Origin of the sequence: Paenibacillus provencensis (genome assembly GCF_042678545.1) — a bacterium.
Taxonomy (GTDB): Bacteria; Bacillota; Bacilli; order Paenibacillales; family Paenibacillaceae; genus Paenibacillus; species Paenibacillus provencensis.
In genome coordinates this window covers 1,813,436-1,839,140 of the sequence record NZ_JBHTKX010000001.1, presented here as the reverse complement: position 1 = coordinate 1,839,140, position 25,705 = coordinate 1,813,436, and the positions used below count along the sequence as shown (strand labels likewise).

33 protein-coding genes and 1 pseudogene are annotated in these 25,705 nt (G+C 42.7%); 27 read left to right on the top strand and 7 right to left on the bottom strand.

What is annotated here, in order from left to right; all coding sequences use genetic code 11:
- From ACFQ3J_RS08780 to ACFQ3J_RS08700, 17 genes are all read left to right on the top strand, one after another.
- Entirely contained in the window at positions 1 to 1,446 is a 1,446-nt protein-coding gene (locus ACFQ3J_RS08780) for a phage tail sheath family protein (RefSeq protein ID WP_251583516.1), read from the top strand.
- A gap of 13 nt (positions 1,447 to 1,459) precedes the next feature.
- The gene (locus ACFQ3J_RS08775) at positions 1,460 to 1,987 is read left to right on the top strand and encodes a phage major tail tube protein (RefSeq protein WP_251583517.1); all 528 of its coding nucleotides are present in this window, start codon (positions 1,460 to 1,462) and stop codon (positions 1,985 to 1,987) included.
- A 27-nt stretch (positions 1,988 to 2,014) separates the two neighbouring features.
- Positions 2,015 to 2,365 carry a phage tail assembly protein gene (locus tag ACFQ3J_RS08770; protein ID WP_251583518.1) on the top strand — a complete coding sequence of 117 codons (351 nt, stop codon included), beginning with the start codon at positions 2,015 to 2,017 and terminating at the stop codon, positions 2,363 to 2,365.
- Positions 2,366 to 2,532: 167 nt separating this feature from the next.
- Positions 2,533 to 5,259: a phage tail tape measure protein gene (locus ACFQ3J_RS08765; protein WP_251583519.1), complete on the top strand. Its 2,727-nt coding sequence runs from the start codon at positions 2,533 to 2,535 to the stop codon at positions 5,257 to 5,259.
- On the top strand, positions 5,256 to 5,468 hold the full coding sequence (locus tag ACFQ3J_RS08760; RefSeq protein WP_251583521.1) for a tail protein X: 213 nt from the start codon (positions 5,256 to 5,258) through the stop codon (positions 5,466 to 5,468). The genes ACFQ3J_RS08765 and ACFQ3J_RS08760 overlap by 4 nt, the downstream gene beginning before the upstream one ends.
- Positions 5,465 to 6,514, top strand: a complete 1,050-nt coding sequence (locus ACFQ3J_RS08755; RefSeq protein ID WP_251583529.1) for a phage late control D family protein — start codon at positions 5,465 to 5,467, stop codon at positions 6,512 to 6,514. The genes ACFQ3J_RS08760 and ACFQ3J_RS08755 overlap by 4 nt, the downstream gene beginning before the upstream one ends.
- Positions 6,514 to 6,924, top strand: coding sequence for a hypothetical protein (locus ACFQ3J_RS08750; protein WP_379292624.1), 411 nt, complete (start codon positions 6,514 to 6,516; stop codon positions 6,922 to 6,924). Before ACFQ3J_RS08755 ends, ACFQ3J_RS08750 begins: the two co-directional genes overlap by 1 nt.
- Positions 6,925 to 6,926: 2 nt before the next feature.
- Complete coding sequence (locus ACFQ3J_RS08745) at positions 6,927 to 7,334, top strand: phage tail protein (protein WP_251583533.1); 408 nt, start codon at positions 6,927 to 6,929, stop codon at positions 7,332 to 7,334.
- A complete protein-coding gene (locus ACFQ3J_RS08740) occupies positions 7,331 to 7,654 on the top strand; it encodes a GPW/gp25 family protein (protein ID WP_251583535.1) in 324 nt (107 codons plus the stop codon). Before ACFQ3J_RS08745 ends, ACFQ3J_RS08740 begins: the two co-directional genes overlap by 4 nt.
- A complete protein-coding gene (locus tag ACFQ3J_RS08735; RefSeq protein WP_251583537.1) occupies positions 7,651 to 8,778 on the top strand; it encodes a baseplate assembly protein in 1,128 nt (375 codons plus the stop codon). Before ACFQ3J_RS08740 ends, ACFQ3J_RS08735 begins: the two co-directional genes overlap by 4 nt.
- Positions 8,771 to 9,322, top strand: coding sequence for a phage tail protein I (locus ACFQ3J_RS08730; RefSeq protein ID WP_251583539.1), 552 nt, complete (start codon positions 8,771 to 8,773; stop codon positions 9,320 to 9,322). Before ACFQ3J_RS08735 ends, ACFQ3J_RS08730 begins: the two co-directional genes overlap by 8 nt.
- Positions 9,323 to 9,334: 12 nt before the next feature.
- The gene (locus ACFQ3J_RS08725) at positions 9,335 to 11,521 is read left to right on the top strand and encodes a phage tail-collar fiber domain-containing protein (RefSeq protein ID WP_251583541.1); all 2,187 of its coding nucleotides are present in this window, start codon (positions 9,335 to 9,337) and stop codon (positions 11,519 to 11,521) included.
- 13 nt (positions 11,522 to 11,534) lie between these two features.
- A complete protein-coding gene (locus ACFQ3J_RS08720) occupies positions 11,535 to 12,059 on the top strand; it encodes a hypothetical protein (protein ID WP_251583543.1) in 525 nt (174 codons plus the stop codon).
- A complete protein-coding gene (locus tag ACFQ3J_RS08715; RefSeq protein ID WP_251583545.1) occupies positions 12,059 to 12,199 on the top strand; it encodes an XkdX family protein in 141 nt (46 codons plus the stop codon). The genes ACFQ3J_RS08720 and ACFQ3J_RS08715 overlap by 1 nt, the downstream gene beginning before the upstream one ends.
- An 87-nt stretch (positions 12,200 to 12,286) precedes the next feature.
- Positions 12,287 to 12,724 carry a phage holin family protein gene (locus ACFQ3J_RS08710; RefSeq protein WP_251583547.1) on the top strand — a complete coding sequence of 146 codons (438 nt, stop codon included), beginning with the start codon at positions 12,287 to 12,289 and terminating at the stop codon, positions 12,722 to 12,724.
- 2 nt (positions 12,725 to 12,726) lie between these two features.
- On the top strand, positions 12,727 to 12,993 hold the full coding sequence (locus tag ACFQ3J_RS08705; protein WP_251583549.1) for a phage holin family protein: 267 nt from the start codon (positions 12,727 to 12,729) through the stop codon (positions 12,991 to 12,993).
- Entirely contained in the window at positions 12,993 to 13,715 is a 723-nt protein-coding gene (locus tag ACFQ3J_RS08700) for an N-acetylmuramoyl-L-alanine amidase (RefSeq protein WP_251583550.1), read from the top strand. Before ACFQ3J_RS08705 ends, ACFQ3J_RS08700 begins: the two co-directional genes overlap by 1 nt.
- Before the next feature lie 110 nt (positions 13,716 to 13,825).
- Here ACFQ3J_RS08700 and ACFQ3J_RS08695 read toward each other — a convergent pair whose 3' ends face one another.
- Positions 13,826 to 14,296 (bottom strand): hypothetical protein, encoded by a 471-nt coding sequence (locus ACFQ3J_RS08695; RefSeq protein ID WP_251583551.1) that lies wholly within the window; start codon positions 14,294 to 14,296, stop codon positions 13,826 to 13,828.
- A 96-nt stretch (positions 14,297 to 14,392) separates the two neighbouring features.
- Here ACFQ3J_RS08695 and ACFQ3J_RS08690 point away from each other — a divergent pair, with 96 nt between their 5' ends.
- On the top strand, positions 14,393 to 15,106 hold the full coding sequence (locus ACFQ3J_RS08690; protein WP_251583553.1) for a DUF6060 domain-containing protein: 714 nt from the start codon (positions 14,393 to 14,395) through the stop codon (positions 15,104 to 15,106).
- 338 nt (positions 15,107 to 15,444) lie between these two features.
- Here the strand turns inward: ACFQ3J_RS08690 and ACFQ3J_RS08685 are convergent, their stop codons facing one another.
- Complete coding sequence (locus ACFQ3J_RS08685) at positions 15,445 to 15,870, bottom strand: hypothetical protein (protein ID WP_251583555.1); 426 nt, start codon at positions 15,868 to 15,870, stop codon at positions 15,445 to 15,447.
- A gap of 162 nt (positions 15,871 to 16,032) precedes the next feature.
- Here ACFQ3J_RS08685 and ACFQ3J_RS08680 point away from each other — a divergent pair, with 162 nt between their 5' ends.
- Entirely contained in the window at positions 16,033 to 16,323 is a 291-nt protein-coding gene (locus tag ACFQ3J_RS08680) for a YolD-like family protein (RefSeq protein WP_251583557.1), read from the top strand.
- An 89-nt stretch (positions 16,324 to 16,412) separates the two neighbouring features.
- On the opposite strand, the gene ACFQ3J_RS08675 is transcribed toward ACFQ3J_RS08680, so the two are convergent.
- On the bottom strand, positions 16,413 to 16,625 hold the full coding sequence (locus tag ACFQ3J_RS08675) for a helix-turn-helix domain-containing protein (protein ID WP_285850185.1): 213 nt from the start codon (positions 16,623 to 16,625) through the stop codon (positions 16,413 to 16,415).
- A 102-nt stretch (positions 16,626 to 16,727) separates the two neighbouring features.
- Between ACFQ3J_RS08675 and ACFQ3J_RS08670 the strand changes: the two genes are divergently transcribed.
- The 8 genes and pseudogenes from ACFQ3J_RS08670 to ACFQ3J_RS08635 all read left to right on the top strand — a co-directional run bounded on the left by ACFQ3J_RS08670 (position 16,728) and on the right by ACFQ3J_RS08635 (position 23,095).
- Positions 16,728 to 16,940: a helix-turn-helix domain-containing protein gene (locus tag ACFQ3J_RS08670; RefSeq protein ID WP_379292617.1), complete on the top strand. Its 213-nt coding sequence runs from the start codon at positions 16,728 to 16,730 to the stop codon at positions 16,938 to 16,940.
- A 195-nt stretch (positions 16,941 to 17,135) separates the two neighbouring features.
- Positions 17,136 to 18,188: pseudogene (locus ACFQ3J_RS08665) on the top strand (glutamate--tRNA ligase family protein); the annotation flags it as partial.
- 186 nt (positions 18,189 to 18,374) lie between these two features.
- Entirely contained in the window at positions 18,375 to 18,710 is a 336-nt protein-coding gene (locus tag ACFQ3J_RS08660) for a PadR family transcriptional regulator (protein ID WP_091155712.1), read from the top strand.
- A gap of 1 nt (position 18,711) precedes the next feature.
- The gene (locus ACFQ3J_RS08655) at positions 18,712 to 19,236 is read left to right on the top strand and encodes a hypothetical protein (protein ID WP_251583558.1); all 525 of its coding nucleotides are present in this window, start codon (positions 18,712 to 18,714) and stop codon (positions 19,234 to 19,236) included.
- On the top strand, positions 19,237 to 20,718 hold the full coding sequence (locus ACFQ3J_RS08650) for a serine hydrolase domain-containing protein (RefSeq protein ID WP_251583560.1): 1,482 nt from the start codon (positions 19,237 to 19,239) through the stop codon (positions 20,716 to 20,718).
- Between the two features lie 240 nt (positions 20,719 to 20,958).
- On the top strand, positions 20,959 to 21,990 hold the full coding sequence (locus ACFQ3J_RS08645; protein ID WP_251583562.1) for an NADH:flavin oxidoreductase/NADH oxidase: 1,032 nt from the start codon (positions 20,959 to 20,961) through the stop codon (positions 21,988 to 21,990).
- A 123-nt stretch (positions 21,991 to 22,113) separates the two neighbouring features.
- A complete protein-coding gene (locus ACFQ3J_RS08640; RefSeq protein ID WP_091155721.1) occupies positions 22,114 to 22,548 on the top strand; it encodes a MarR family winged helix-turn-helix transcriptional regulator in 435 nt (144 codons plus the stop codon).
- A gap of 124 nt (positions 22,549 to 22,672) precedes the next feature.
- Positions 22,673 to 23,095 carry a hypothetical protein gene (locus ACFQ3J_RS08635; protein ID WP_091155723.1) on the top strand — a complete coding sequence of 141 codons (423 nt, stop codon included), beginning with the start codon at positions 22,673 to 22,675 and terminating at the stop codon, positions 23,093 to 23,095.
- A gap of 129 nt (positions 23,096 to 23,224) precedes the next feature.
- On the opposite strand, the gene ACFQ3J_RS08630 is transcribed toward ACFQ3J_RS08635, so the two are convergent.
- The 4 genes from ACFQ3J_RS08630 to ACFQ3J_RS08615 all read right to left on the bottom strand — a co-directional run bounded on the left by ACFQ3J_RS08630 (position 23,225) and on the right by ACFQ3J_RS08615 (position 25,655).
- A complete protein-coding gene (locus ACFQ3J_RS08630; RefSeq protein WP_091155724.1) occupies positions 23,225 to 23,626 on the bottom strand; it encodes a secondary thiamine-phosphate synthase enzyme YjbQ in 402 nt (133 codons plus the stop codon).
- Between the two features lie 147 nt (positions 23,627 to 23,773).
- Entirely contained in the window at positions 23,774 to 24,097 is a 324-nt protein-coding gene (locus tag ACFQ3J_RS08625; protein WP_251583563.1) for an AzlD domain-containing protein, read from the bottom strand.
- Complete coding sequence (locus tag ACFQ3J_RS08620; RefSeq protein WP_091155728.1) at positions 24,094 to 24,822, bottom strand: AzlC family ABC transporter permease; 729 nt, start codon at positions 24,820 to 24,822, stop codon at positions 24,094 to 24,096. The genes ACFQ3J_RS08625 and ACFQ3J_RS08620 overlap by 4 nt, the downstream gene beginning before the upstream one ends.
- Positions 24,819 to 25,655: a TrmB family transcriptional regulator gene (locus ACFQ3J_RS08615; RefSeq protein ID WP_091155732.1), complete on the bottom strand. Its 837-nt coding sequence runs from the start codon at positions 25,653 to 25,655 to the stop codon at positions 24,819 to 24,821. The genes ACFQ3J_RS08620 and ACFQ3J_RS08615 overlap by 4 nt, the downstream gene beginning before the upstream one ends.
- Between the last annotated feature and the right edge of the window lie 50 nt (positions 25,656 to 25,705).

Here is a 25,705-nt window from a genome sequence, read left to right as displayed (position 1 = left end):
ATGTCACTAAATCATGGAGTTAGAGCAAAAGAAACCTTCAGCCAAGGCAAAACCAGGGTAGAACAGACAAATACTTTGCCGGTCTATTTTGGAACAGCGCCTATCCACTTAATTACCGATCCTGAGTCAGCGGTAAACAAGGTGATTTTGGCTACAAATTTGGATGATTTCAAACGAAAATTCGGCTACTCGGAGGATTGGGCTTCTTTTACGCTTTGTGAAGCGGCTTACGCACATTTTGTGGAGAACGAACAATCTCCTATTGCCTTTGTCAATGTGCTCGATCCATCTACGGATAAAGAAGCCGTTTCAGCAGCAGCTGTTTCGCTGTTTGAGGGCATGTACATCATTGAAAGATCAGGCGTGCTTAAATCTTCTGTTACTGTCTCTTCTGAAGACGGGTCAACGTCTTATGTACTGAACCAGGATTACACGCTGACATTTAACGATGAAGGTTACTTGGTCCTCTCGATTATTGCCGGTGGAAGTATTGCCGGTAATTCTGTTCAGTTGGGATACGATGTGCTTGACCCTTCATTGATTACGGCAAGCCGTATCATTGGTGGAACAGACATTGAAACTGGTGAGCGCACAGGGCTCGAATTGATCGAAGAAGTGTTCTTATCTACGTACCTTGTGCCTAATCTCATCGTCGCTCCCGGCTTTTCCGATCAGCCGGAAATTGCAGCGATCATGGAGGCGAAGGCAGAGAGCATTAACGGGTTGTTTGAGGCTTATGCGGTAACGGATCTAGATGCGAGTCAGAAATACATGTCCATTGCTCAGTGGAAAGAAGACAATGATTACAATGGATATCTCCAAATTAATACCTATCCGATGATCAAGAATGGAGATCGGATGTATCACCTATCAACTCATGTAACAGCAACCATGCTGGCTACGGATTCACAGAATAACGGCGTTCCTTATCAATCCCCATCGAACCAAGCGATGACAGGAGACGCCATGGTTTATAAAGATGGTTCACCCGCGAGAATCCCTTATGATCAGGCGAATGTACTTAATGCTAACGGCATTGTGACGGCGCTGAATTGGCAAGGGCAATTTAACGTGTGGGGAAACTATACAGGCGCATATCCATCGTATGAGGATGCACAGCGGACTTTTATTCCGGTTCGTCGGATGTTCAGTTACGTGAAAAATAACCTAGTTCTTCGTCACTGGCGTAAGGTGGACAATCCACTAAGCCGAAGATTGATCGAATCCAATGTTGATGATACGAACATTTGGATTAATGGACTTGTCGCGAGTGGATATCTGCTTGGAGGCAGGGTCGAATTTAATGCATCTGACAATCCAACGGAACAATTGGAAAGCGGGAAGACGGTTTATCGAATTTTTATCACTCCACCAGGGCCGGCACAAGAAATCGAATACATTGCTGCATACGATGCCTCTTACTTAGCATCACTAACCGCAGCGTAAAGGAGGAAACAGCATGACTCAAAGTATTCCAATTAACTTAGCAGGGTTGGCAGTCTTTCTGGAGGGGCTAAATCAGCAGGTTGCTACAGGGGATGTCACTCTTCCCACCTTAACACCCATGACGGATACCGTAAATGGAGCTGGAATTCTGGGGGATGTAGAGGTCCCCTCTTCAGGTCACTACAGTTCGATGCAGGTCGGAATTGCTTGGAAAACCATTAATAAAGATGTATTCAAACTCGTAAGTTCACAGATGAAGGGACTTGAAATTCGGGGTGCATTTAAAGAGTTTGATAATACGAGAGGTGTCACGGTCACGAAGGCGATAAAAATCGTGGTCCGTGGTTTTGGTAAAGGGGTCGAACTTGGAACGCTCGTTCAAAATGCGGCATCTAACACGAGCAACACGATAGAAGTCACCTACATTAAAATTTTTATTGATGGCACGTCCGTTTTTGAATTGGACAAGTTCAATTATGTTAGCCGGGTAAATGGCGAAGACGATATGGCAGATATCAGAAAAGCGTTAGGATTAGCTTAATTTAAAATGTGAAGGGAGAAATTAAAAATGAATGAAAACACTTTAAAAGAGAATGAAAAGGTAGAGGTTAAGCAACAAGCGAATGTCATCGTATTGCCTAAACCTATCGAGTGGGAAGGTGAAACGATCACTGAATTGAAACTTGACTTTGATCAGTTAACCGGGGATGACATCCTGATGGTTGAAGGTGAGTTTATGGACTTTATCGCTGGTGTTAAAAATGTATTTATCTATTACAAAAATGAGCACCCAGGGTATCATGCGGTATTGGCAGCAAAGGCAGCAGGAGTCCATCCAAATGTGATGAAAAAGCTGAAAGCAAAGGAATTTCTGAAAGTGTCAGGTGCTGCAAAGCTTTTTTTGAAAGGTTTGGCTTAAGTCAAGATCCTGTCAAACGACTCATGAAAGTATCTTTAAAAATGTCCCGGGCGGGCGGCGATCCTTCTTATTGGATGAGCCGTCCTCTTTGGGTTTTATTTGAATGGATTACGGCTCAAAGAGAGCTGTGCGAGCAGGAGAACCCTCCGAAGGAAGGGGAGTAATTCGTGCCAAAAAAATATGAAATGTCGTTTGAGCTAAATGGCGACATTGACCCCAAGCTTACTCGGACGTTCGATACAATGTCTAGGGATGTCCGAGACCTTGGCGACGATCTGGAAAGCTTGCGTAGGACCGGAGGACTTCGGAAGTTAGATCGGGATGCCATGGAAGCCAGAGGAACATTCCGTCAGCTTACGGAAGACGTTCAGCAGTTCAGGGATGTGTTCGAAAGAACGCTTCAGTTTACCGGAGCACATGCCATTATTACGGGGACTGCTGGAGCATTAGGAAATATGGTTGGCGAATTTGGAGCCCTGGACGATTCTGTCGGACATATGGGCGCTGCTACGGGCGCAACCACGGAAGAAATGGCGCAGTTTAAAGACACTATCGAAGATATTTACAACGCGAATGTCGGAGAGGGTTTTAAAGATATCGCCGATTCCCTGGTGAACGTAAGGCAAGTGACAGACCTCAGCGGGGAAGCACTCCAGAACGCGACGAGAGATGCCCTTATACTTCGAGATACCTTTAATTATGATGTTAGTGAAACGGTCCGCACGGTGGACGCTCTTATGCGAAACATGGGGCTCACAGCAGACGAAGCTTTTAACCTGATTGCCCAGGGATCACAGAAAGGCTTGAACCGTTCAGGCGACTTGCTAGATACACTTAATGAGTATTCTGTGCATTTTAGTGATGCTGGCTATTCTGCTGAAGAAATGTTCAGTATTTTAGAGTCCGGAATAAAGAACGGTGCTTTCAATTTGGATAAGATGGGCGACCTCATGAAAGAGTTCACCATCCGAATCCAGAGCGGTGACAAAGCTGTTAGTGATGCGATGGGTGGCCTGTTTGGTTCAGCGGGTAGGGATACCATAATTGACGGTTTAGCTGACGGGTCAATACAAGCCAGGGATGCGCTAGATCAGATCATTACCGAGCTAGATCAAATGGAAGATGCAAATCAGCGGAATGAAATTGCTGTCGGATTATTCGGAACCCAATATGAAGATCTTCGAGACTCCGCAGTCCAAGCACTCCAAGAAACAAACGGAGAGTTTTCACGGACGCTAGATACAATGCAGCAGATGGAGGATGTCAAATATGACAGCCTCATCAAAGATATCCGTGAGCTTGGAAGACAGATGATGGATGAAATTGTCATTCCGATTGGTGAGGATTTGATGCCGACGCTTCAAAACTTAACGGAATGGGCTTCAGATAATACGGATCTGCTCAAAGTGATTGCGCTAGGCGTGCCAGCAGGAATACTTGCCAAGAACGTCATCGGCATTACGAGAGATTTGTCTAATGTGCAGAGAAGCTTTCTAGATACATCAAGTGACGCTGGGCGATTCGGGAAAGCATTTAGTTTGCTTCCCAATCCCATTGGTCTGGCTGTGGGAGCGCTCGGGCTGATTACGACAGGGGTCATTGCGTATAAAGAACACCAAGAGGAAGCCAGACAAGAACTCATTCATATGGGTGAGGATATTGACAAAGCTTTTTCTGATTATGAAGCTGTCGAACAAAGCAGAAAACGAACGGAAGAGCTGACCAAAGAGTATGACCGGCTATCTGCTAAGATCCGAGATGCCGAAACACCCGCCGCACAGTTAACCGAAGCTCGCCGAAAAATGAAGCTGGTGGAAGAAGAACTGATACAGCTGAATCCTGAAATTTTGAAAGCGGAGGACGCGAAAAAAGCTTCATTCAGAGACCAAATTGACTTAGCAAACGAGTTGCTCGAAACCCGATCGAATACGACCAAGATTATATTGGATTCCGAGGTTACCATCGGAAAATCTGAACTGCCGGAATTAGAGAATGAGTATGGCAATTTGAGCGGTCAACTTTCCGATCTTGCAAACAATTATGACAATCTTCGTCGTCAGTATGAGCAGATTGACCAGTACGAGGCAAAAGAGGCGTCGATTAGAGCTGACCGCACCTTGTCTATTGAGGAACAGAACCAAAAAATCCGGGACCTCATCGCGGAGTATCAGAACCTTTTAGGCATTGATAAAGATGGCAATATGGGTGACTTCATCGCCGAAATGGACGGCATGCGACAGTCCTTCGAGGAATTACCTGAGAGGATGCAGACCTTACAAACGGAAATCGGGGCCATGGAGGAGTCTTTCCAGTCTTTATATGACAAACAGGCGAGTCTAATTGAAATGGAGCTTGGTGGAAGTCTGGAGGACCTGGCTGCTAAGTATGACGAGCTTTCCAGTTCGGAAAAGCAGCGTTTTGACCAGGCCATTCTAGAAATTGAAGAGCTGAATGCGGCTATGGATATGCTTCCTGAATCGAAGAAAATCGACGTTTCGGTTGTCTATCAGCAAACCGGACGGATGCCTGATTTTTCAACGCCTGAAGGCAAAGCTTCTCGGCGCATAGCGCTCCGCGATCCGGGTTTTAATGGTTACGCGGAAGGTGGTCTCATTACGAAACCAGAACTTGCTTGGGTTGGTGAGGGTGGCGATAACGAGTACATTATCCCGGTGAACAACTCGCAGCGCTCTAAAGATTTATATGCAGCAGCTGGTAATGCGCTAGGTATGTCATCAAGCGGACATTTTGCGCCGGTATATAGCCCCAAATTTGAATTTTACGGACCAGTGAATGAGCAGATGGTACGAAAAGCCGCAGATGACTCTCAGCGAAAATGGGAGCAACATATGGCAAATCTTCAAAGGCAACAAGCAAGGAGGAACTTAGCGTGAAGACGTATCGCACAATCCAGGGAGACACCTGGGATGCAATCGCTTATCGGCTAACTGGAAGCGAATCTTTTATGACTCCGCTCATACAAGCGAATCCTGATTATATAAATACAGGGATATTCGAAGCCGGTACCGTGCTTCAAATCCCTGAGTATGAAGCAGAAACATCGGAACACTTGCCCATTTGGAGAAGGGAGGAAGAAGCATGAGCAGCCTTGTCGGTTACGGGCGGTATGCCTTCCTCTCTCTTTATTTTAACGGTAAACAGGTCGACAGTTATTTGGATAAAGATTTAATGAGTTTTACCTTTCACGATGGGTACTCAGGACAGGCAGACGACATTACTATACAGCTGGATGACAGCGAAAATAAATGGATGAAAGAATGGGTTCCCGTGATCGGGGATGAGATCCGAGCGGAAATCGTCACCTACCACTGGGACAAGCAAAAGGAAAAGAAAAAACTGCCTTGCGGTAAATTTTATCTTAAATCTTTTGTTTATGCAGGAATGCCTAATGTCGTTACGATTGAAGCTAGTGCACTTCCGGTGGAAGGGAACGCAGCCAAACAGCAAAAGCGCTCGAAGTCATGGGAGAAGGTTCAACTTAAAACGGTAGCTAAAGAGATTGCGGACAGGGCAAAACTTAAACTCGTCTATGAGGCCAAATCCAATCCTACGTATGAGCGCCTGGATCAATCAGAACAAACCGACTTTGAATTTTTAATTGAACCGGCTATTAAAGAGGGGATAACCCTGAAGGTGAGCAGTAAAAGTTTGGTCATGTTCGAAGAGTCAGAGTTTGAGAAGGCTGCTGCTGTCTTTGATCTGACCCGAGGTAAGGATAATATCCTGTCCTACCAGTTCGAAACAAACAGTGAGAGCGTGGCCTACGGTTCTTGTGAGGTGGTATACACAACGCCAAAGACATCAAAAGAGCCGTCTAAAACCATTAAGGGATCATTTACGCTTCCTAATCCTGGTTATATGCCAACACTACGAATTCACGAGCAAGTGGAAACTGTTGCTGAAGCAAACCGAGTGGCCAGAAATCGACTTCGAGAGCAAAACAAGAAAGCAGGTTTAGCAAACCTCACCATTGAGGGAGATACTCGAATAGCAGCTGGTCAAACAATAAATTTAAAAGGCTGGGGTTACTTTGATGGAAAGTACATCGTTATAGATGCAACACATCAAATAAGTGCAACAGCGGCATACACAACAGATATTCAAGTGCGAAAGGTGCTGGGTTGGTAATGAAAAGTAGTATCACTTCACTCGTCAGAATGGGTTACTGCTCTACAGTTGATTTTACCTCTGGGACCATTACAGCGACTTTTCCTGATCGAGAAGACAATGTAACAAAGGATTTACCTGTGGTTTGTGCCGGTGGATTCGGTGCATCTAATGGTATGCCAAGCCCAGGCGACACCGTTGTTTGCCTCATGTTTGGGAATGGGCGAAGCGACGGGGTTTGTCTAGGGATTATTCCTGAAAGGATGCCAGGTACGAAAGCAACGGAAGGCGTTTATTTTGAGGATGGCAGCTATGTTTATTATGATCAGGCAGTTCAAAAGTTAATGATTAAAGCCAATAGCGGTGTGGTCATCGAGGGAGATTTAACAGTGTCAGGCACCGTTTCAGCTTCAAATCTAGGAGGGGGTTAGTAATGGCTCTCCCTGAAGGGATTGGCGTATTAGGCGATATTGTTTTTATATCGACCCATTACAAAATACGGACGTTTACGGGCTTCACACGCACAATTGCGGATCGGTGGGCCACAAACGATATCATTCATAAAAAGCCACGTTCTCAGTTTCTAGGACCCGGACTAGATCAATACGATATGACCGTTGTTGTCGATGCAAGGCTTGGACTGAATCCGCGTAAAGAGGTGGACAAGTTGGTTGAATACAGCCGCAAGGGCAGAGTGATGCCACTTGTTATCGGCGGTAAAGGGTTAGGTATGGATCGAGTAAAAATTATTAACTACGTTCAGAATTGGGAACGTATTGACGATAAAGGAAATCTTCTCAGAGCTTCCTATACACTAACTTTGGAGGAATATGTCCAATGAGTATGTATAGTGTGACGGCAGATTCGCCAGAAATTAAGTTCGGTCTGACTGGCTTAGAATCCATAAAACAAAACATTCGCTTGATCTGTACGACAGTAGTCGGAACCTGTCCGCTGGACCGCTCTCTCGGTGTTGACCCGGTCTTTATAGATCGAAGTCTACCGGTAGCACAGGCGCTGATACAGGTCAATATCTTAAGAGCGATCCAGGAGCAAGAACCAAGAGTAACGGTTACAGATATTACTATGACAACCGACGGTGATTCGAAGCTGAGTCCGACAGTTAAATTTGTTTTGACAGAGGAGGTGGAGGACGAATGACATTAGCTGATTTACCCGATATTCAATACACCGAACAACAAATGCAGGTTATTCGGGATCGGGCCCTTTCCAATGTGGAAGCTAAGACCGGAAAAATCATGAATCGAGCCGATCCGGAACGGATATTATTCCTTGCTTTGGTCGATGAAATCATTCAATTACGTATTCTTGTTGATCAATTAAAAAAATCAAATTCCCTGAAATACTCACGTAAAGAAGCGCTGGATCATATGGGTGCGTTTTCAAATGTATCAAGATTGTTGGCTCAATTTGCGCTCACTACTTTACGGTTTACGCTTTCCATACCGCAATTGGAAGACTTAATCATACCTGCTGGAACAAGAGTAGGCGTTCAGGATAGCGGTGGTTCATTATACTTTTCTACCATCCAGAACATAACGATTCGAGCTGGAGAGTTAACTGGAGATGGACAGGCCGCCGCGAATGTTGTAGGCATTTCAGCAAATGGGTTTATTCCTGGACAAATCAATGCCATTATGGACCCTCTTCCTTATGTCACAAGTGCAGTAAACATAACAGAGAGCGCCGGGGGTTCCGATGAAGAATCTGACGATTCTTTTAGAGAGAGAATTCATCTCTCCCCGGAAACTTTTAGTGTTGCTGGACCGAGAGGGGCTTATATTTATTGGGCCAAGACAGCAAGCCCACTGATTATTGACATCGAGGCTGATTCACTTGCTCCAAGTGAAATGACGATTGTACCTCTATTGCAAGGAGGAGAGCTTCCCACAGAGGAAGTCATAAATGCGATATATGAGACCTTAAATGATAGGGAGGTACGGCCTCTTACAGATAAGGTCATTGTCCAAAGGCCAGAAGTAATTTCATACGATATTGATCTGACCTATTATATATCCTCACAAGACGCGACCCAGGAGTCCAACATCAAGGAAAGTGCGATGAACGCTTTTGCAGAATATCAGTTGTGGCAAAGATCTAAGCTCGGTAGGGATATTAACCCCTCTGAGCTTATTTTTCTTGGCAGACAAGCCGGTTCTTCTCGAATCGAAGTTCGTAGCCCCTCTTTTGTTGAGGTTGGTAAAATGCAAGTGGCTCAGGAGGTAAACGTAAACTTGGTTTATGGAGGTCTTGTTGATGACTGATCTTGAGAATATGAGTCTCTTGGACCTTCTTCCTATAAGCATTCGGTATGATCCGAAAGTAATTGCTTACGCTGAAGCTTTGGACATTGAGCTCAAGGAAGTGAAGGCAGAGGCTCGTAAGATTCCTATTTTTTCACGTTTGAATGAATTAAATGATGAAGAAGCGGATCAGCTTGCCTGGGGATTTAATGTGAGCTTTTATGATGTCAGCCTTCCAATCGAGCAGAAGCGTGAACTGGTAAAGAATGCTTATCGCTTCCATCGAAAAAAGGGTACACCGGCAGCTGTTGAAGAGTTGATTACTATTCTCTTTGGTTATGGAAAAGTCGAGGAATGGTTCGAATACGGTGGACAGCGTGGTTACTTTCGAGTAATCACCAACAATCCCGAGGTAACACAAGAGAAGGCCCAGGAGTTTATTAAGGCCGTCGATTCAATCAAGAGAGGAACGGCCCATCTAGAAACCGTGATTTTGGCTCAATCTGAAACGATTCATGTATATAACGGCTTTGCTATACATGTTGGGAAAAACATTCGAATTTAGGTAGGTGGTTTAATGTCTTCTTTCACAAAGGCACTCACAAATAAAGGCATTGCGTTGCAAGCAAAAGCCCAAACAGGTGTTGAGCTTAAATTTACTCGTTTCGTTATAGGTGATGGGAAGCTGAACGGACAAGCTATGTCTGCATTAACAAACGTAATCAACGCAAAAAAAACAATGCCGATTACTAAACGAAAAATGGAGTTCCCAAACCAGGCAACTATAGGGTTTGTACTATCCAATCAGGATGTAACAACTGGCTTCTATTTCCGGGAACTTGGTCTTTACGCTAATGATCCAGACGAAGGTGAGATACTGTATTTGTATGCAAATGCAGGGGATACAGCTGACTATATTCCGGCAGCGGGAGGCAGTAACATCATCGAGGAAAGTTTTGATGTTTTAGCTTTTGTTGGTCAGGCACCTAATGTGAGCGCAAATATCAATAATTCACTCGTTTACGTTACTCATCCAGAACTTGAAGAGGCTCTTTCAAACATTGATTTTGACGTAATAGACAGTACAACCAGTACAGATAAAACAAAAGCACCGTCTGCGGATGCTTTGCGGCGTGGATTAGAAGCTATGGGAGGTTGGAAAACCTACAATGATATCACAGAGCTTGGTTTGACCGCAGGTGCTGAAACAATAGACGCCATTGTTCGATCCATGCCGGATAAATCGGAATTGCGTTTTATGAAAATTACGTCTAATACGTCAGCGGCTTATCCAGCCACAGCGGGTATTCTGCACATTAGACGTCATAGAGAGTATAGAGTCGAGTTGAGTTTTATACAGGGAGGCAGCGAGTATGCTCGTAAATGGTTTGGTTATTGGGACGTTAATGTTACGCCTAATTTTACGGGGTGGCAAGAAATCGCCGTTAAAAAATATGTTGATGACAATTTCGCTAAACCGTCGCAAATCCAGACACCGAACCTCATAAAAAATTCATCAGGGCATCTGGGTTTGCAAGGTTGGACACCGTCGGGAGATTCTCCATCAGCATGGAGAACGGAAAATAATATTTCTTCGATTGGCGGACATTTTCAGATAAGTGCATCTATTCCCACAGGATTTGGATCATATCTCGATTCTGATCCTATACATGTTTCTGCAGGTAGCAACTATCAACTACAGGCAATGTTCCACACCTCCGGAACGACATCAGAACGGGTTTCGGTAGAAATCATAAATGTTGATAAGACTACAACTTACGGAAAGATTGACGCTGATTTAAATAAATGGTGGCATAGGAAAGTAGGAACATTTCAAATTCCTACCGGAGTCTCTCAGATTCGTATCAGGTTAACTGTAGCCGGAACAGCTAATACTCAAGTAAAAGCGTTTTCTCGTATTAAATTAGCATTTATACATGGTGGGGCGCTTGATACTCCATATTCTAACGAGTCAGATATAGCGTCTATAAGTAATTGGCAAAGACATAAAGTCACTGCGGATAACGGAACGGTTCTTCAAATCTCATCAGGAAACGATCTTAATAACTTAGTTACTACGGGAATGTATAACGGTAGTAATTTGGTAAATGCGCCTACTGCTACAAGTGCGGGTGATTGGTATTATGTTGAGGTTCTATCCCATACAAATAGCACTGATTACGTTATGCAAAGAGCTACAAAGCTTAACGGTTCTTCTACTCCTACTTTATACGTGAGAATTAAACATGCAGGTACGTGGGGCGCTTGGTCGCAAGACGTTTTTCAATCTGGCGTTGATGCTAAACAAGGCACGGTGGATGCCATTAACGCCATGGGTGGCAGTGCATCCACAAGTGATATATGGTCAACGTTGCATACAAAGATTAGGGGGCTGTATACAGGTAAGAAGTATGTAGAATCAGGCGAAGATCTTTACATGTTGTCCAAAAGCAACTGGAATACATGGACACAAGTGCTAAACAGATCAACATCAATTACATTTAGACCTACGTTGCTAATTCTAAAAATACGGTTTAAATCTGCTTACTACAGCGATGGATCGGGCGGAGCAATGAATTATGATTATGCAGTACTTATAAGTAATAGTGGATCATCTTATTATTACAAAGATATTGCAACTTCAATTAGGTTCAGAGCTAACTTTACGGATACGGGATTTACACTTGAAAGATATATAGAGTATACAGGTAACTACAGCTCTACAGGCGATTTTCTTGTTAATGGATGGATAGCAATAGCATAAAGGAGGTTTTAAAATGTTTCTTAATCGACTTTATTTCAGAAAAGATACCGGGGAATTTATTCATAGAACGTATCTTAATGATCATGGCACTGGCGGAATAGCCAAACTTCCTACAGTGGAAGAAGACTTCGCTTCAATATCAAGCCTTAACCAGTATGTATTGGATGCAGTTATTTATTTGGAATTAGAAGAAGGAGAATACGAGGACGATTTGCAGTTATCTATTTCCGTACGACTCAATTTAGAAACTATGGAATTAGAGTTTGTATATCCTTCAGATGACCCGGAACCCATTTATACGGAGCCGTTAACGAAGAAAGTAGAGGAATTACAGCAAGAAAACGTGCGCCTTAACGAAGATATGGGGAATTTGTTATTTCAAAGTGCCGAAGACAAAATGACAATTTCCACTATGGAAGAAACGATGGGCAACCTATTAATCGAAAGTGCCGCAGATAAAGCAACGATTATGGGGTTAGAAGAAACAATGGGTAATCTATTATTTGAAGTAGCAGCATTGAAAGGAGGTGCTGCATAATGTGGTATTCAACTATTAAACGATACTATGATAATGGTCATCCACTCTACACAGACGAAAGTCTAAAGACTTTTGTTGTCGCTCAGATGATTACAGCCAATCAATACAAGCTTATCACAGACAAAGAATACACTCAGTAACACGCACCGATCTAAGCGGCAGCGTGTTTTTTTGTGCCCTCTAATCCAGAGGGCTTTTTCTATTTGAGGGAGGGGAAAGTGAAGGTCATGGGGGAGAAGATAGAGATCCTTATTAAGAGCTTGTCAGCTGGGGCGCTGATCGGCTATACGCTTGGAGGTTGGACAGTTTTGCTTACACTATTGCTTATTTTAGTAGTAGCGGATTGGCTCTCAGGTTGGGCAGCTGCATGGATGAATGGAGAACTGAAGAGCAGAGTCGGTTACTACGGAATTGCCCGAAAAGTCGGCATATTTGTCATGGTTATGATTGCTCATTTAATTGATGTTGTACTTGGTAATGCTCATTACTTTCGTGATATTGTAATTTTCTTTTACCTAGCCAATGAACTGTTATCCGTTGTCGAGAATGTAGGGCGAATGGGGCTTCCTATCCCGAATGTAATTTTGAACGCCGTTAAGATTTTTGAGTCGAAAAGTGGTACCGAAAAGCAAGTTGAAAATCAATCTACTAAGGAGATGAAATAGGTATGGAATGGAACACAATTGCAGAGTTACTTGATCCACGTCTTATTATTGTTCTGGCTGCTTGTTGGGTGATTGGTTACGTCCTCAAGCAAACGCCGAAAGTACCCAACTGGACGATTGTTTATGCTGTTACTATCTTCTCTATTGGGCTGACCATTTGGATTCTAGGATGGGGGCCTGAGTCGCTAATACAAGGTGTGTTGACTGGAGCTGTTGCGATTTATGGGAATCAGCTCCTGAAACAAGGCGTAAAAGGAGCTGGTCAGTAATGATTAAATTAGGGCTTGATCCGGGACATGGTGGAAGGGATGGAGGAGCTGGACACTACTCATTGCTTGAAAAAGTCATTGCTCTCAATGTCTGTTTGGAGATTAAGAAGCAGCTAGAGAGAGATTACGAAGGGATTCAGGTTTATATGACGCGCAGCACAGACGTTGCCCTTACGCTCGATGAGCGCACGGATATGATGAACAAGCTTAACGTTGATGCTCTCGTTTCGGTTCATTGTAACGCGGCTGGCGGTGATGGAGGTTTCGAGACGTACCGCTATACCAAAGCAAGTCAAAACTCTATCAAGCTTCAGGCAGCCTTACACACGGCTATAATGGCAGAGCTGAAGCCGTTTGGCGTTATTGATCGAAAACAGAAGGTCAAGAACTTGCATATGGTCCGTGAGAGTAAAATGCCAGCAGTTTTAACAGAGAATCTATTTATTGATGTCAAAGCTGACGCTGACCGCCTGAAGCGTCCAGAGGTCATTCAGGCCATCATAGACGGTCATGTTAAGGGAATTGCATCATACTTCGGTCTTAAGCGGAAGGAGACGGCAAAGGTGGCTACAGAGAGGGATATTCATAAGGTCAGCCCAGTGTTCCAGAATGTATGGGAGCAGATGTCGGAAAAGGGATACTTTGACGGTACACGCCCGGGAGCTCCGGTCACTCGGGAAGAGCTGGCAGCTGTATTAAGTAGAGTGTTAAATGATATTTAAAACTTATTGCAACGTTTGTTCCGAAAATATCGCTAAGCTGAAGGAACACTGCGGCAAATCAAAAACATAAATAAGAATTGCCCCGCTTTGTTGCGGGGCAAAGCAAAACATTAATAGATAGGAGTTACTTCTACGATATCGCCATTTGCCAACCCAAAATAAAACTGTTTATGCACATCAAAGATTTTTTCATCATTAGTAGTTTTGACTTTTACTTGCCTAGCTTCTGTATCAAGAATTTTACCAGAGACGTATGAAAGGATCTTTCCGCTGGTTGTTTTATAATCTCCGCTGGCCATTTCAGCTTTAAATTTGGTTGAGGTGCTTTTCCATTCATATTGATCATCTACTTTAGATACACTTCCAACCCCGGTTACATCTTCGTTATTGAGCTTATAGAAAATTAATGTCTCTTCACCTTCAACTACCACCCGTGTAACTTCTTCGGCGTTTTCCTTAGAAAGTCCAAAATCAATGGCTTGATCAGGATTAGGGAATGAGGATATACTCTGATCTTTATAAGAAGAACAACCAGCAAGTAACACAATAAAAAAAATTAAGATCAATCCTTTTTTTGACATTTTAATTCACCTCCTTCCAAATAATGGTTGACAATTACCAAATTTATGCTTTTAATATACTATGTATCCAAAATAAATTAAAGGATGTGGAAAAAAATGAAGAAAATTACATCTTCGTTATTGGCAATTTTTTTGGTTTTTTGCGTATCAGCATCTGCATTGGCAAACAACGATGACCTAACATCAGAAGTTTATACTGATGAGATAACTGGGGAAGAAATTTTAGCAGTTTATGAAGTTGACGAGAATGGAAATTTTATTGAAGTATCTTTTGAAGAATATGAAGCAGAAATGGACAAGACCGCAAATAGTACTAAGAAAAATGATAACCCTACTTCACCCAAACCAGACTTCACCCTTTTCCCATATGATTTTTACGGTTATGAGTTCTTATACGAAAGTTTCTCCCAATATTATGAAGGACCTAGAATGGTGGCACAAGGCATTTCCTGTAATGGAGCACAACCTTGTCCGATATCTGCTACACAACAAACTACTGTGACTGAAACTTTTACAGCTAATTTAGGTATTGATTCTACTCAGAAAAAAGCAGCACTTAAAGCCGGTGCAGGATATTCTATAAGTACTGCTAAATCTAATCAAACATCTCAAACATTATACATACCTGTTGGTGAGAGAGCTTACCTTGGTTTCAAACCTAAACTAAATAAATGGGTAGGAGACTTGAACTATTTCCATCAACAAGGAGTAAGCAGAACAATTGTTAGTACTGAAACAGCAACAGTCACTGCTCCATTGATTGACGGAACTGGTAATGCGGCAGGTTACTTTCTTCTTGTAAGATATTGATTAAATACTAGTAATTCATACAGCTGTTTTGCGGCTAACACTTCCTACCATTACATTCGGAAAAAGTGTGAAGTTATTGCACTATCTTCAAAGAGTTGGTAGCTAATAAGAAGCAGCAAAACAAAAGCCCTGTCCTTAGGACAGGGCTTTATTTGAAATTCTATTTTAACATCTTCTTTATCTTTTTATAAATCTTGTTATAGGCTGCTTTCTTTGGGTTGGTGATCCATCCCATCCCCTTGGCTTTTTCAAACCTGCTCGGTGAATGATCTGTCTTTTAATGCTGGATCGGGCCGATGCTCGTTTCCTTGCACTCGGTTTGCGTATTCCAAACTTCATCATGCGAGTAATGCGGCTAACTTTTGATACTCCTTTTGGTCGCATCTAAAATATGCTGTTCCTTCAAGTGGTCCATCTTGATATGTAATGACTGCAAGGGAATTATCTTTCTTTCTTCCTCCAATAGCTGCGCCTGCTAGCAACCCGAGACCTCCAGTAAGCACTCCGCCTACAATTGCTCCTGCAGCAGCTTTCCCACCACTGCGTTTTCCTTTCTCGTCCCATTCCATTTTAACTACTTGGACTTCATTGCCATCAATCAGAAGTTTATATTCTTCCGTGCTACTTGATACTGTAATAAGTCCAGCTTGTACCTTGGGATGACCACCTAAGTATTCGAGTCGGACCGCTTTTCCTGCAGCCATTGCTTTACCGTCTTCTGTAGCTTTTTTGAAGTCCTCTTTCATTTTACCAAAGAAACCCATGTTCCATCCTCCAATACATAATCTTTGAGCATAGTCTATCAGAACTAGGAAATTATTTCTATATTATATTTTTTCATGTCCACGTAAATGAATATATGGAATATTGTTGAAATCTATAACAATACGTCATATAATGAGAACAAATGTTCTGAAAGGGTGATTATGATGTTTTCATTAACAGCAGCTCCAAAACCTTCAGCTAAAAATCAGAAGGAATCACGCCCAAAACGTGATGATTTTGAGCTGGAAGAATTGGCGGTCAAACTTCAAGAAGCAAGGGAAGATAAAAAGACGTTGACATTGTTCGTGTGGAAGAAGGAAGAGCCGATCATAGGTATGATTGAGAAGTTAGATGGCGGCACGAAACTCGTACATATTAATGAGAAATTCGGGGGACCAATGAGGGTTCCTTTTATAGACATATTGAAAGTTGCTGACCCGGAGTCATTCTGACTCTGGGATATTATATATTACCATTGGATATTTTTAGGAGGAGAATCTATAGTATATACTATAGATTTAACCGAGGAGAGCCGACCGGCTCAGATGTCTACTACTTCGTACAGGTCTTCCATGCTACAGGAAAGTACATACGCAATATTGAGCGCTGCATCCCATGGGATTTTTTCACGTTCATTCACCCAATTAGAAATTTGTTGAGGTGAATAATCCGTTCTTCTTCCCAATTCGGCCTGTGACATTCTTGCACGTGCTAATAGATATCTTAGTCGGCATCTCCCACGGGCGAGAGCCAACTTTCCTATCTCCTCTCTTGGGGCAAAACTTGGTAGTTATTCTATACAAATTTATCACGTTGTACGATCAATAGTAAATAAAATAAATTGGGGGTATGCAACATGTGCAGTATGAATCGTACGGAACTTCCAAGGACAATCATAGAAATAAGAAAATCAAGACAGCTAACGGTTGCTGAAGCTGCAAAGAGTTTAGGGTTACATAATGATATGCTTCTTAAATATGAGCGTGAACCCCAGGAGATTCCTCTCTCAGTCGCTGACAGAATTTTGAGGTTTTATGAGATATCCTCTATGGATCAAATTAAGGTTTAATAAAGTCAAAAGAAACAGCAGCGGATGCACACTGCTGTTTCTTTTTGTTCCCACACGCTTCCCACAAAAATTAAAAATGTTATTGGTTTTGATAGTTTTTTGAAGATGTTATTGGTACAAAGAAAGTGGGAAGAAAGGCGTTCTTATAAGGTTAAGGATTTTTAGGGTTGTTATTGGTACAAGTGATAATATACTTACCCGATGTATGATTTTGCCCATCCGATTCAAGATGCCATTGAAGGGATTACGCACTCGCTGTGCTCGGCAGAGTTCAAGGAACATCGCCCCTTGTATGAGTGGGTGCTGCAGGAATTGGAAATACCGGAGCCTCCAATACAAAGGGAGTTTGGCCGATTGAATGTTACGGGTCTAGTGACGAGCAAACGATATTTAAGAGAGCTGGTCGAAGGCGGATTTGTTGATGGCTGGGATGACCCAAGGCTTCCTACGCTTATGGCCTATCGCAGAAGAGGTGTGTCTCCAGAGAGTATCTTTCGGTTTATGACCGAGGTGGGGATGCTTCGTCAGAACAGCACAGTAGAATCTGCTATGCTTGATCATTTTATTCGTCAAGATCTGAAGGGTAAAGCAATCAGTGCCATGGCTGTGTTAGATCCCCTGAAAGTCGTCATCACGAATTTTCCTGATGGAGAGGTAGAGATGCTTCCGATCAAAAACAATGAAGCAAATGAGCAATTAGGAGAGCGTCAAGTACCTTTTTCACGAGAGCTGTACATCGAGAGAGAAGATTTTATGGAGCATCCGATGAAAGGATATTTTAGACTATCTCCCGGACAAGAGGTTCGGTTAAAAGGGGCGTATTATATCAGATGCGAGTCTGTCATTAAGGACCCGGTCACCGGGGAAATCACAGAGCTTCACTGTACGTATGATCCCGAGACCAAAAGCGGAACTGGCTACAATGGAAGAAAAGTGAAATCGACTATTCACTGGGTATCCGCATCCCATGCGAAGAAGGCAGAAGTCCGATTGTATGATTCCTTGCTTAAAGAAGATGCCGTTGTAGCAGAATCGGATAATCATTGGGAAGAGCTTGTAAATCCTCATTCGATTACGGTGATGAATGCGTGGATTGAACCGTATTTAACAAAGGCAAATCCGGGTGATACGTACCAATTTATACGGCACGGCTATTTCAGTGTGGATCCCAGATCTCCTGAATCAGCTGGTCTTGTCTTTAACCGGATTGTTGCCTTGAAGGATGGGTGGAAGAAAAACCAGTCATAATCTTGGCTTTTCGTTTAATATACAATACAAGCTTTTAAATTAAATAGATCGGCCAATAAATTTAGCTTCGTGTTGTATTATGATTTTTCATACAGTCCTTCTGGTAGAGCCATTTATGCCGGAAGGACTATTTTTGTTGTGTATAATATATTTGATTCCGATATATAATTATGTTAAATTTATTTTATGGATAGAACAAATTTGATTAAAGGTCATTTGGAAATGTTTGTGTTATCAATTTTGTCAAAAGGCAAAAGTTATGGCTATGAAATTATGAAGGAACTAGAAGAGCATAATCTGAAGCTGAAAGGAGTAGGAAGTATTTATCCAATTCTTACGAAATTAAAGGAGCAGGAATGGGTTGAAATGCACAGAGAGATCACCGAGAGCGGGAAAATGAGGGTCTATTATCAAATAAATGAGGCAGGCGAAGCACATCTTCAATATAAGATTAATGAGTGGCTGGAACTACAACAGGATATCGTATCCCTACTTCGTAGTAATGGTAAGGAGATCAACTAATATGTACATTAAACTTAACAGGGGAGAACAACTGTTTTTGGACGAGGTGAGAAAAGGTCTTGTAATTAATCAAGTAGATAAGTATGATGTTCAAATTGTTGAACAACAAATTTTGGAACATATTCAAGAGTCACGAGAGGAAGGGAGAGATGCTCTGCACGAATTAGGGGATCCGAGAGAGTTTATTAAGGATTTCATGGATGTGCAAGGTATAGCTTCATTTGCAAGTGATACACGGACCGAACAGCCAGAGATAAGAAGACATTCAGTAGCATCTAAGATAAAGCACGCAGGCACGGCTGTGATAACCTTCGCTGCTGTATTTTTGGTGTCTCAGTTTCTCCTTTCTATGTTTCTGACAGATTCATTTGTTTCTGAAACCTTTAATTATAACCTCAATTATAATATAGCCGAAAATAACTGGTGGAACGCAATTTTAATCATGATCAGTATCATAACTGCAATCTCTTCCTCAATGCTCACATTGAAGATAGCTGCGAATAGGTTAAGTCGAGGAGCAAAGTAAATGAAGCTTATCAATCGGTTTATAATAATGATGTGCTCGCTATTTATTTTGTATTATTCCATTGGAGCGGAAGCAAACGTTACTGCAAATGGTCGCGATCTACAAATACGTCTGGACAGCTATATTGAAGAGTTTATGAATGAACAGAGGATACCTGGTGCTTCCATTATGCTTCTTAAGGGAGAAGATGTGATATATCAGAAAAATTGGGGAGTTACTGGTGAAGACGAACAACCCATTACTTCAAGTACACCTTTTACAATCGGTTCAATTAGTAAATCGTTTACTGGACTTGCTATGGTTAAGTTGGAACAAGAAGGGCTGGTCGATCTAGAAGCACCGGTACAGAAATATTTACCTTGGTTTACATTGCAAGATCAGCAAGCAGCAACAACGATGACGATTAAGCATTTACTTAGCCACACTAGCGGATTTACTACATACACAGGCTTATTGTTATCTGATCAAGAACTCGTAACATCTATAACCTACAAATCAATGACTGAGAAATTATCAGAGGCAAAGCTCACCGCAATGCCTGGAGAGAAGCATCAATATAGCAATGCGAATTATATTATACTCGGAGCAATTATTGAAGAAGTGTCAAAACAAACCTATTCAGATTACATGCATCAGCGAATTTTTGAACCACTTGGCATGGATAATGCAGCAGCAGAATTAACTACCGCAATTCGTAATGGATATCGGACAGGATATCAATCGTTATTTGGTTATCCAGTAAAAAGCACAGTGGAATATGACAACAGCGGTTCATCGTATGGCTATATTACGGCTAGTTCGGAAGATCTTGCGAAGTTTCTAAAGCTTATCAGTAACACCAGTACAAATAGACTTCTTAATGATGATTACTTGAACAAATATTTGACACCTCTCGTTCAGGTAAGAGAGAACCGCTACTATGGTTACGGTTTACGCACGACGTTGCCTGATAAGAAAGGTGGAGAGTTATCGCTATGGCATTCTGGTTCCACACCTGATTCGCATGGAGAATTGTTTTACTTTCCTGAAGAGGGCTTAGGTGGAGTGATCTTAACGAACAAGAATCATATCTTAGAAGAATCTGCGTTACCTGCTTTAAAAAAAGGAATCATACAGCTTGTAAATAATGAGCAGCCTGAGGACATTCCTGGCTTGTCTCGAAATACCCAGTTGTTCCTCACACTCTTTGTTTTAATATGCATTATACTTCTCTTATATATTATATTAGCCAGACGGAGAGCAAAGATCCGTTACACCGCATTAAGAGTGATAATAGGAACTGTTATGCAGCTTGCTTCGATTCTAACTGTTCCCCTGGTCAGATATTATACAGATTCCCCATTTCACTCGGTTATATTGTTTGCACCAGATGTTGCTATATTAATGTTAATGTCTGCATTGTTAGTACTGCTTAACGGGCTCGTTCTGTTATGGCCACGAAAAAAGATAAGCAAAGGAAGGCGGCTTGAATTGTATAAGTAGCCTGTGATTTACGCAAAGGTAAGTTGCAGGCTGTTCTTGATTATAGAATTGACACAGTATTATTGATCCGATAATATATATGCATGTACATACATTATCGAGAAGACATGAGTTACACGCAATATGCAGAAAATATTTAAACAGAAAACATATTTGCTGCGGTTCGGTGCATTATAAAACTCTGTGTAAGTACAAGATAGTGGCTTGAAACTTAGATGAATTAAAGGAGAGATATGCTAAATGATCGATATGTTCAGCGAATACAAACTTAAAGGACTTGAGCTTAAGAATAGGATTGTAATGCCTCCGATGTGTCAATATTCGGTTACTCAAAAAGATGGAATTGCGAATGATTGGCATCATACGCATTATGTCAGCCGTGCCATTGGCGGAACAGGGCTGATTATTATTGAGATGACCGATGTAGAGCCCGACGGAAGAATTACCGACTATGATCTCGGCCTGTGGTCAGATGAACAGATTGCTCCATTGGCTCGTATTGTAGAAGATGCGCACAAATATGGTGCAAAAGTAGGTGTTCAAATCGCCCATGCCGGACGTAAAGCAGAAGATGCTGAGGTGCCGGTTGCTCCTTCACCTATTGCCTTTGACGACCAATCCAAGACCCCTCGCGAGCTTTCTACAGAGGAAGTGAAGGAAATGGTAGAAAAATTCAGACTTGCTGTTCGTCGTGCCGTTCAGGCAGGTGTCGATGTCATCGAGCTTCATGGTGCACACGGCTATCTGATCCATCAATTCCACTCTCCGCTCACGAATAGAAGATCTGATGAATACGGACAAGATCTGACGAAATTCGGTGTGGAGATCATTCGTGCTGTGAAGAGTGAAATGCCGGAGGATATGCCGCTCATCATGCGGATCTCGGCTAAAGAATATGTTAAAGGTGGATATGGCATTAAGGAAAGCCTTGAATTCAGCAAGGCATATAAAGAAGCGGGCGTTGATATGTTCCATGTAAGCTCTGGAGGAGAAGGTCCTATTGGCGCGGATGGACGACCAGGTACTCACACGGCTTATCAGGTGCCGCTTGCAAGAGAGATCAAGCAGGGCTTGAATGTTCCGGTTATTGCTGTGGGGAGACTGGATGAGCCGGCATTAGCCAATTCCGTTATCGGTAATGAGGATGCCGATCTGGTTGCTGTAGGCAGAGGGATGCTTAAGAATCCGTACTGGCCCTTAACTGCTGCCGAATCGCTGCGTAAGCAAACGGATGTTCCAAGACAATATGCCGGAGGGTTCCGGTTAGGCTAATCTCTTTTGCTTCTTCGGGATGAATCGAACTTCTGTAATCTGAGGTAGTTTGTTATAATGAAGATTATGAGTAGTAAGATTTTTTGTTAGAGATTCATCTTATGAAGCTGAGGAGAATTACTTATGGACATGAATCAAGAGCATGACCTTATAACGAGCTGGTTATCACTGACTCACATCCAAATGAATATAGAGAATTTGCTTGATCAGTCACTGCAGTCTAAACATGATCTGTCATTAAATGAATTTTATATGCTGTACTTCTTATCTCAAGCTCCGCTAAGAAGATTGAAGCTGCAGCAGCTAGAGTCGATGGTAGGTCTTAGTCAGAGCGCCATGTCTAGATTTGTGGCTCGCTTTGAGGCCAAAGGATGCGGTGCGCTGAGAAGATCAGCTTGTGAAGAAGACCGGCGAAGTGTATATACTTCTCTTACGGATATCGGTCAGGAGAAAGTGAACCAAGCGTTTCATACCTTTAATGAAGTACTCATTAAGGCTTTGCCCTACACTGATATAGAAGCGCTGCTTGGATCTATAATTCGTGTTAAGCAGGGATAAACCTGAAACAAGCCAAGAAGGCAGTTAACCTTCTTGGCTTGTTTTTTGAGGTTAGCGATAGGACTGAAATAGGCTCCGCTGGCATAGGATATGTTAACGATTCTTGTCAGGAGGTAGTGAAATAATGGCTCAGTTCATTGATTCAAGAACATCGCAAAATGCGACTTCTTCCAACTCCATCGCAATACCGATTCTTGTCATCGGAACGCCACAGCTGTTTGGTCAGATTGGCTTACAAACAGCAGGTGTCGGCACAAATCCGCGTGTTGTATTCAGTGGAACGATCGGATTGCAGCTTCCACTGGCACTTGCAGGTATTACAATAACGGTAGTCAGAGGTACGCAGCCAACCGATCCTGTCGTCTATTCAGCCATTTCAACCTTTGATTTAAGCTTACTTGCACCGCAAATTATTAATTTCACGGCTACGGATTTTAACCCGCCAATTCAGCCTCAGCTTACCTATTCTGCGTTTGTCGCAGCTAACGTGCTTGGAACCATTCGGGTAGGCCCGGAATCCTTCAATGGCCAGTTGTATTCGGATTAATGTGCTAATAGAAGCAAGAGGACTCACACCCTAATAAGATGGTGGCTATGAAGAAGGGCTAGAAAAATGAATAACAAAAACCGGCTTGGAAGAAAAGATTCCATAAGCCGGTTATTTTGTATTAGGCTGCTAGCCTTCCATGATCTTCACATGGTATTCTCGATCGCGGGGACCGTCGAATTCACAGAAGTAAATACCTTGCCAGCGGCCTAGAACTAGTCTTCCTTCTTGAATAATTACCGTTTGCGATGTTCCCGTCGTTATTGCCTTCAAATGCGAAGCCGTGTTTCCTTCGGCATGCAAGTATTTGGGATGATTCCATGGGAATACTTCATCAAGCCGGAGCAGTACATCGTGCTTGACATCGGGATCAGCATTCTCATTAATGGTGATCCCGGCGGTAGTATGAGGACAATAAATAATCGCAATCCCATCCGTAATACCGCTCTTCGCAACCACAGCTCTCACTTCCTGTGTAACATCCCTCATCTCATCTCTGCTGGATGTTCTAAGCTCCAATTTTTGCAGCATCTAATCCCTCCAAGAATAAGTATTCTATTCCTTAATATTGTACCCTCATGTCGAATGAGCGCAACTAGTGCTCCATGAATGCCGTAATCGGAAGCTGCAGCAACAGGGGGTTACGTTGTCGTCTCACTTGTATAGATCACAATACAGTTACATAAAAAGTCTGATCACGGCCATACATACAACACCCACGATAACCGTTGCAGACAAGCTTTTAGTCCACACAGCAACGGCAAGCGTAGGAATAAGAGCAATGAATGTACTCCAATCTATCGCAATCTGATCACCCATCTCTGATATCATGCTCTCAATAACAAGAGCTGACAAAATACAGATTGGAATATAGGAGAGCCACTTCAATACGACATCAGGCATCCGGACACTTCGAACAAAAATAAACGGGATGATTCGAGGCAGCAGAGTCACAAGTGCACAGCCTGCGAACAGCCATATCATCGTCATGCTTGTATTCATCGTTCAGTCACCACCCCGATCGTTGCTACAATGACAGTGGAGAGTAATACCGCTACATGAGACGGAACGAAGTAAGACAACACGATCATGCAGATGACCATATATAGAACCAGTGAAAGGCGGTGCTTCAGCTTGGATCTCTCGGTACTGTTCAGCTGAAGTACAAGCAGAGCAGCAAACATGGCAACAAGAGCAAAATCTAGTCCCAATGCTTCCGGATCAGCGATCCACTGCCCTGATATTCCCCCGAGCGTACATGCTGCGATCCAGCATAAGTATGCCGTTAGGTTAAGTCCATTCATCCATTTACCTGATAGAGAGCCCTGTTCTGCAATGCGATTCGCTGCTACTCCGAACGTTTCATCGGTAAGAAGTGCGCCGAAGCCAATATTTTTAGAGATAGAATATCTTGTCAGATAAGGAGCAATCGTAAGGCTGAGCAGAAAATGTCTTAGATTCACAATAAAGGTGGTTAAGATAATAGCTGAAGCAGGCGTGTTTACAACAAGCAGGGCACAAATAATGAACTGTGCGGAACCGGCATAGACGAGAATGGACATAAGCGCAATTTCGAATATACTGAGCCCCGAGGATACGCCTACAATTCCAAAGGCAAAGCCGATGCTCATATAACCCAGCAGGGTAGGTACACAGTCTTTAATGCCTTGAATAAATGAATTTTGATCTTTGGACATAGGGATATTGCTTTCAGCTTGAATACTCATCTCTTTAAATCCTCCGATTGATGCCCTGCCCATTTGCCTGTTACAACATGATACAAATCCTTGTGTCCTCTCCATAATGCTTCTGCTTTATCGGAGCCGACTTTCTTGACGAGCTCTGAGAACATGATGTCGTGGCGAATGTATTCCATGGCAACCAGAACGAGTGCAGGATCTTCTGTTTTGATAGCCCAAGCTGTTGACCCCGGCGAGAAATTAGCGATCAGCACTTCCTTGTTATCTCTAGCAATAATGGTCAGTCTGCCGCCCATGCGTTCTTCTGCTACCTGCGGAGACATGTAGTTGTGATGGGTTGTAAACCCGAGCTTGATCTGATCGGGACCAAATACGATCGCGTATATAGGGAGCTTCTGCTCCTGCCTGTTGATTGCTTCATCTTGTATATACGAAAATTCATTCTCCCATATGGAGAACCACAGTTCTTCTTCTGCCTGCTTAATCATCGTGTTCATCTCCGCAATGACATGAGCATCACTATGAATACGATGAATCACGTCTACCTCCCGTTCTCCTTCCAAAGCGGTCAGTCTCGTTTCGAGATACTGAAAGGATTGTTCAAATTCGCTGCGGGTTCTATTGATGAGTTCTCTCGCAGGCAGAGGAGCATAGGTTACAGGATCACTTGGTACCGTGTGAACAGCACCTTTATCCAGGAGTTTCCCTAGCACTTCATAGATCATAGATCGTGGTACACCGGTTCGTTTGCTGATTTCGTAGCCTGTAATAGGTGAATGCTTCAATAGACCGATATATGCCTTGCATTCATAGGTGGAGTAGCCCAATTTTTGAAGTGATCGATAGATTTCTTCGTCCATGAGGTCAGATGGCTCCTTTGTTGTAGTAGTTAGTGTACCAATCACTATAG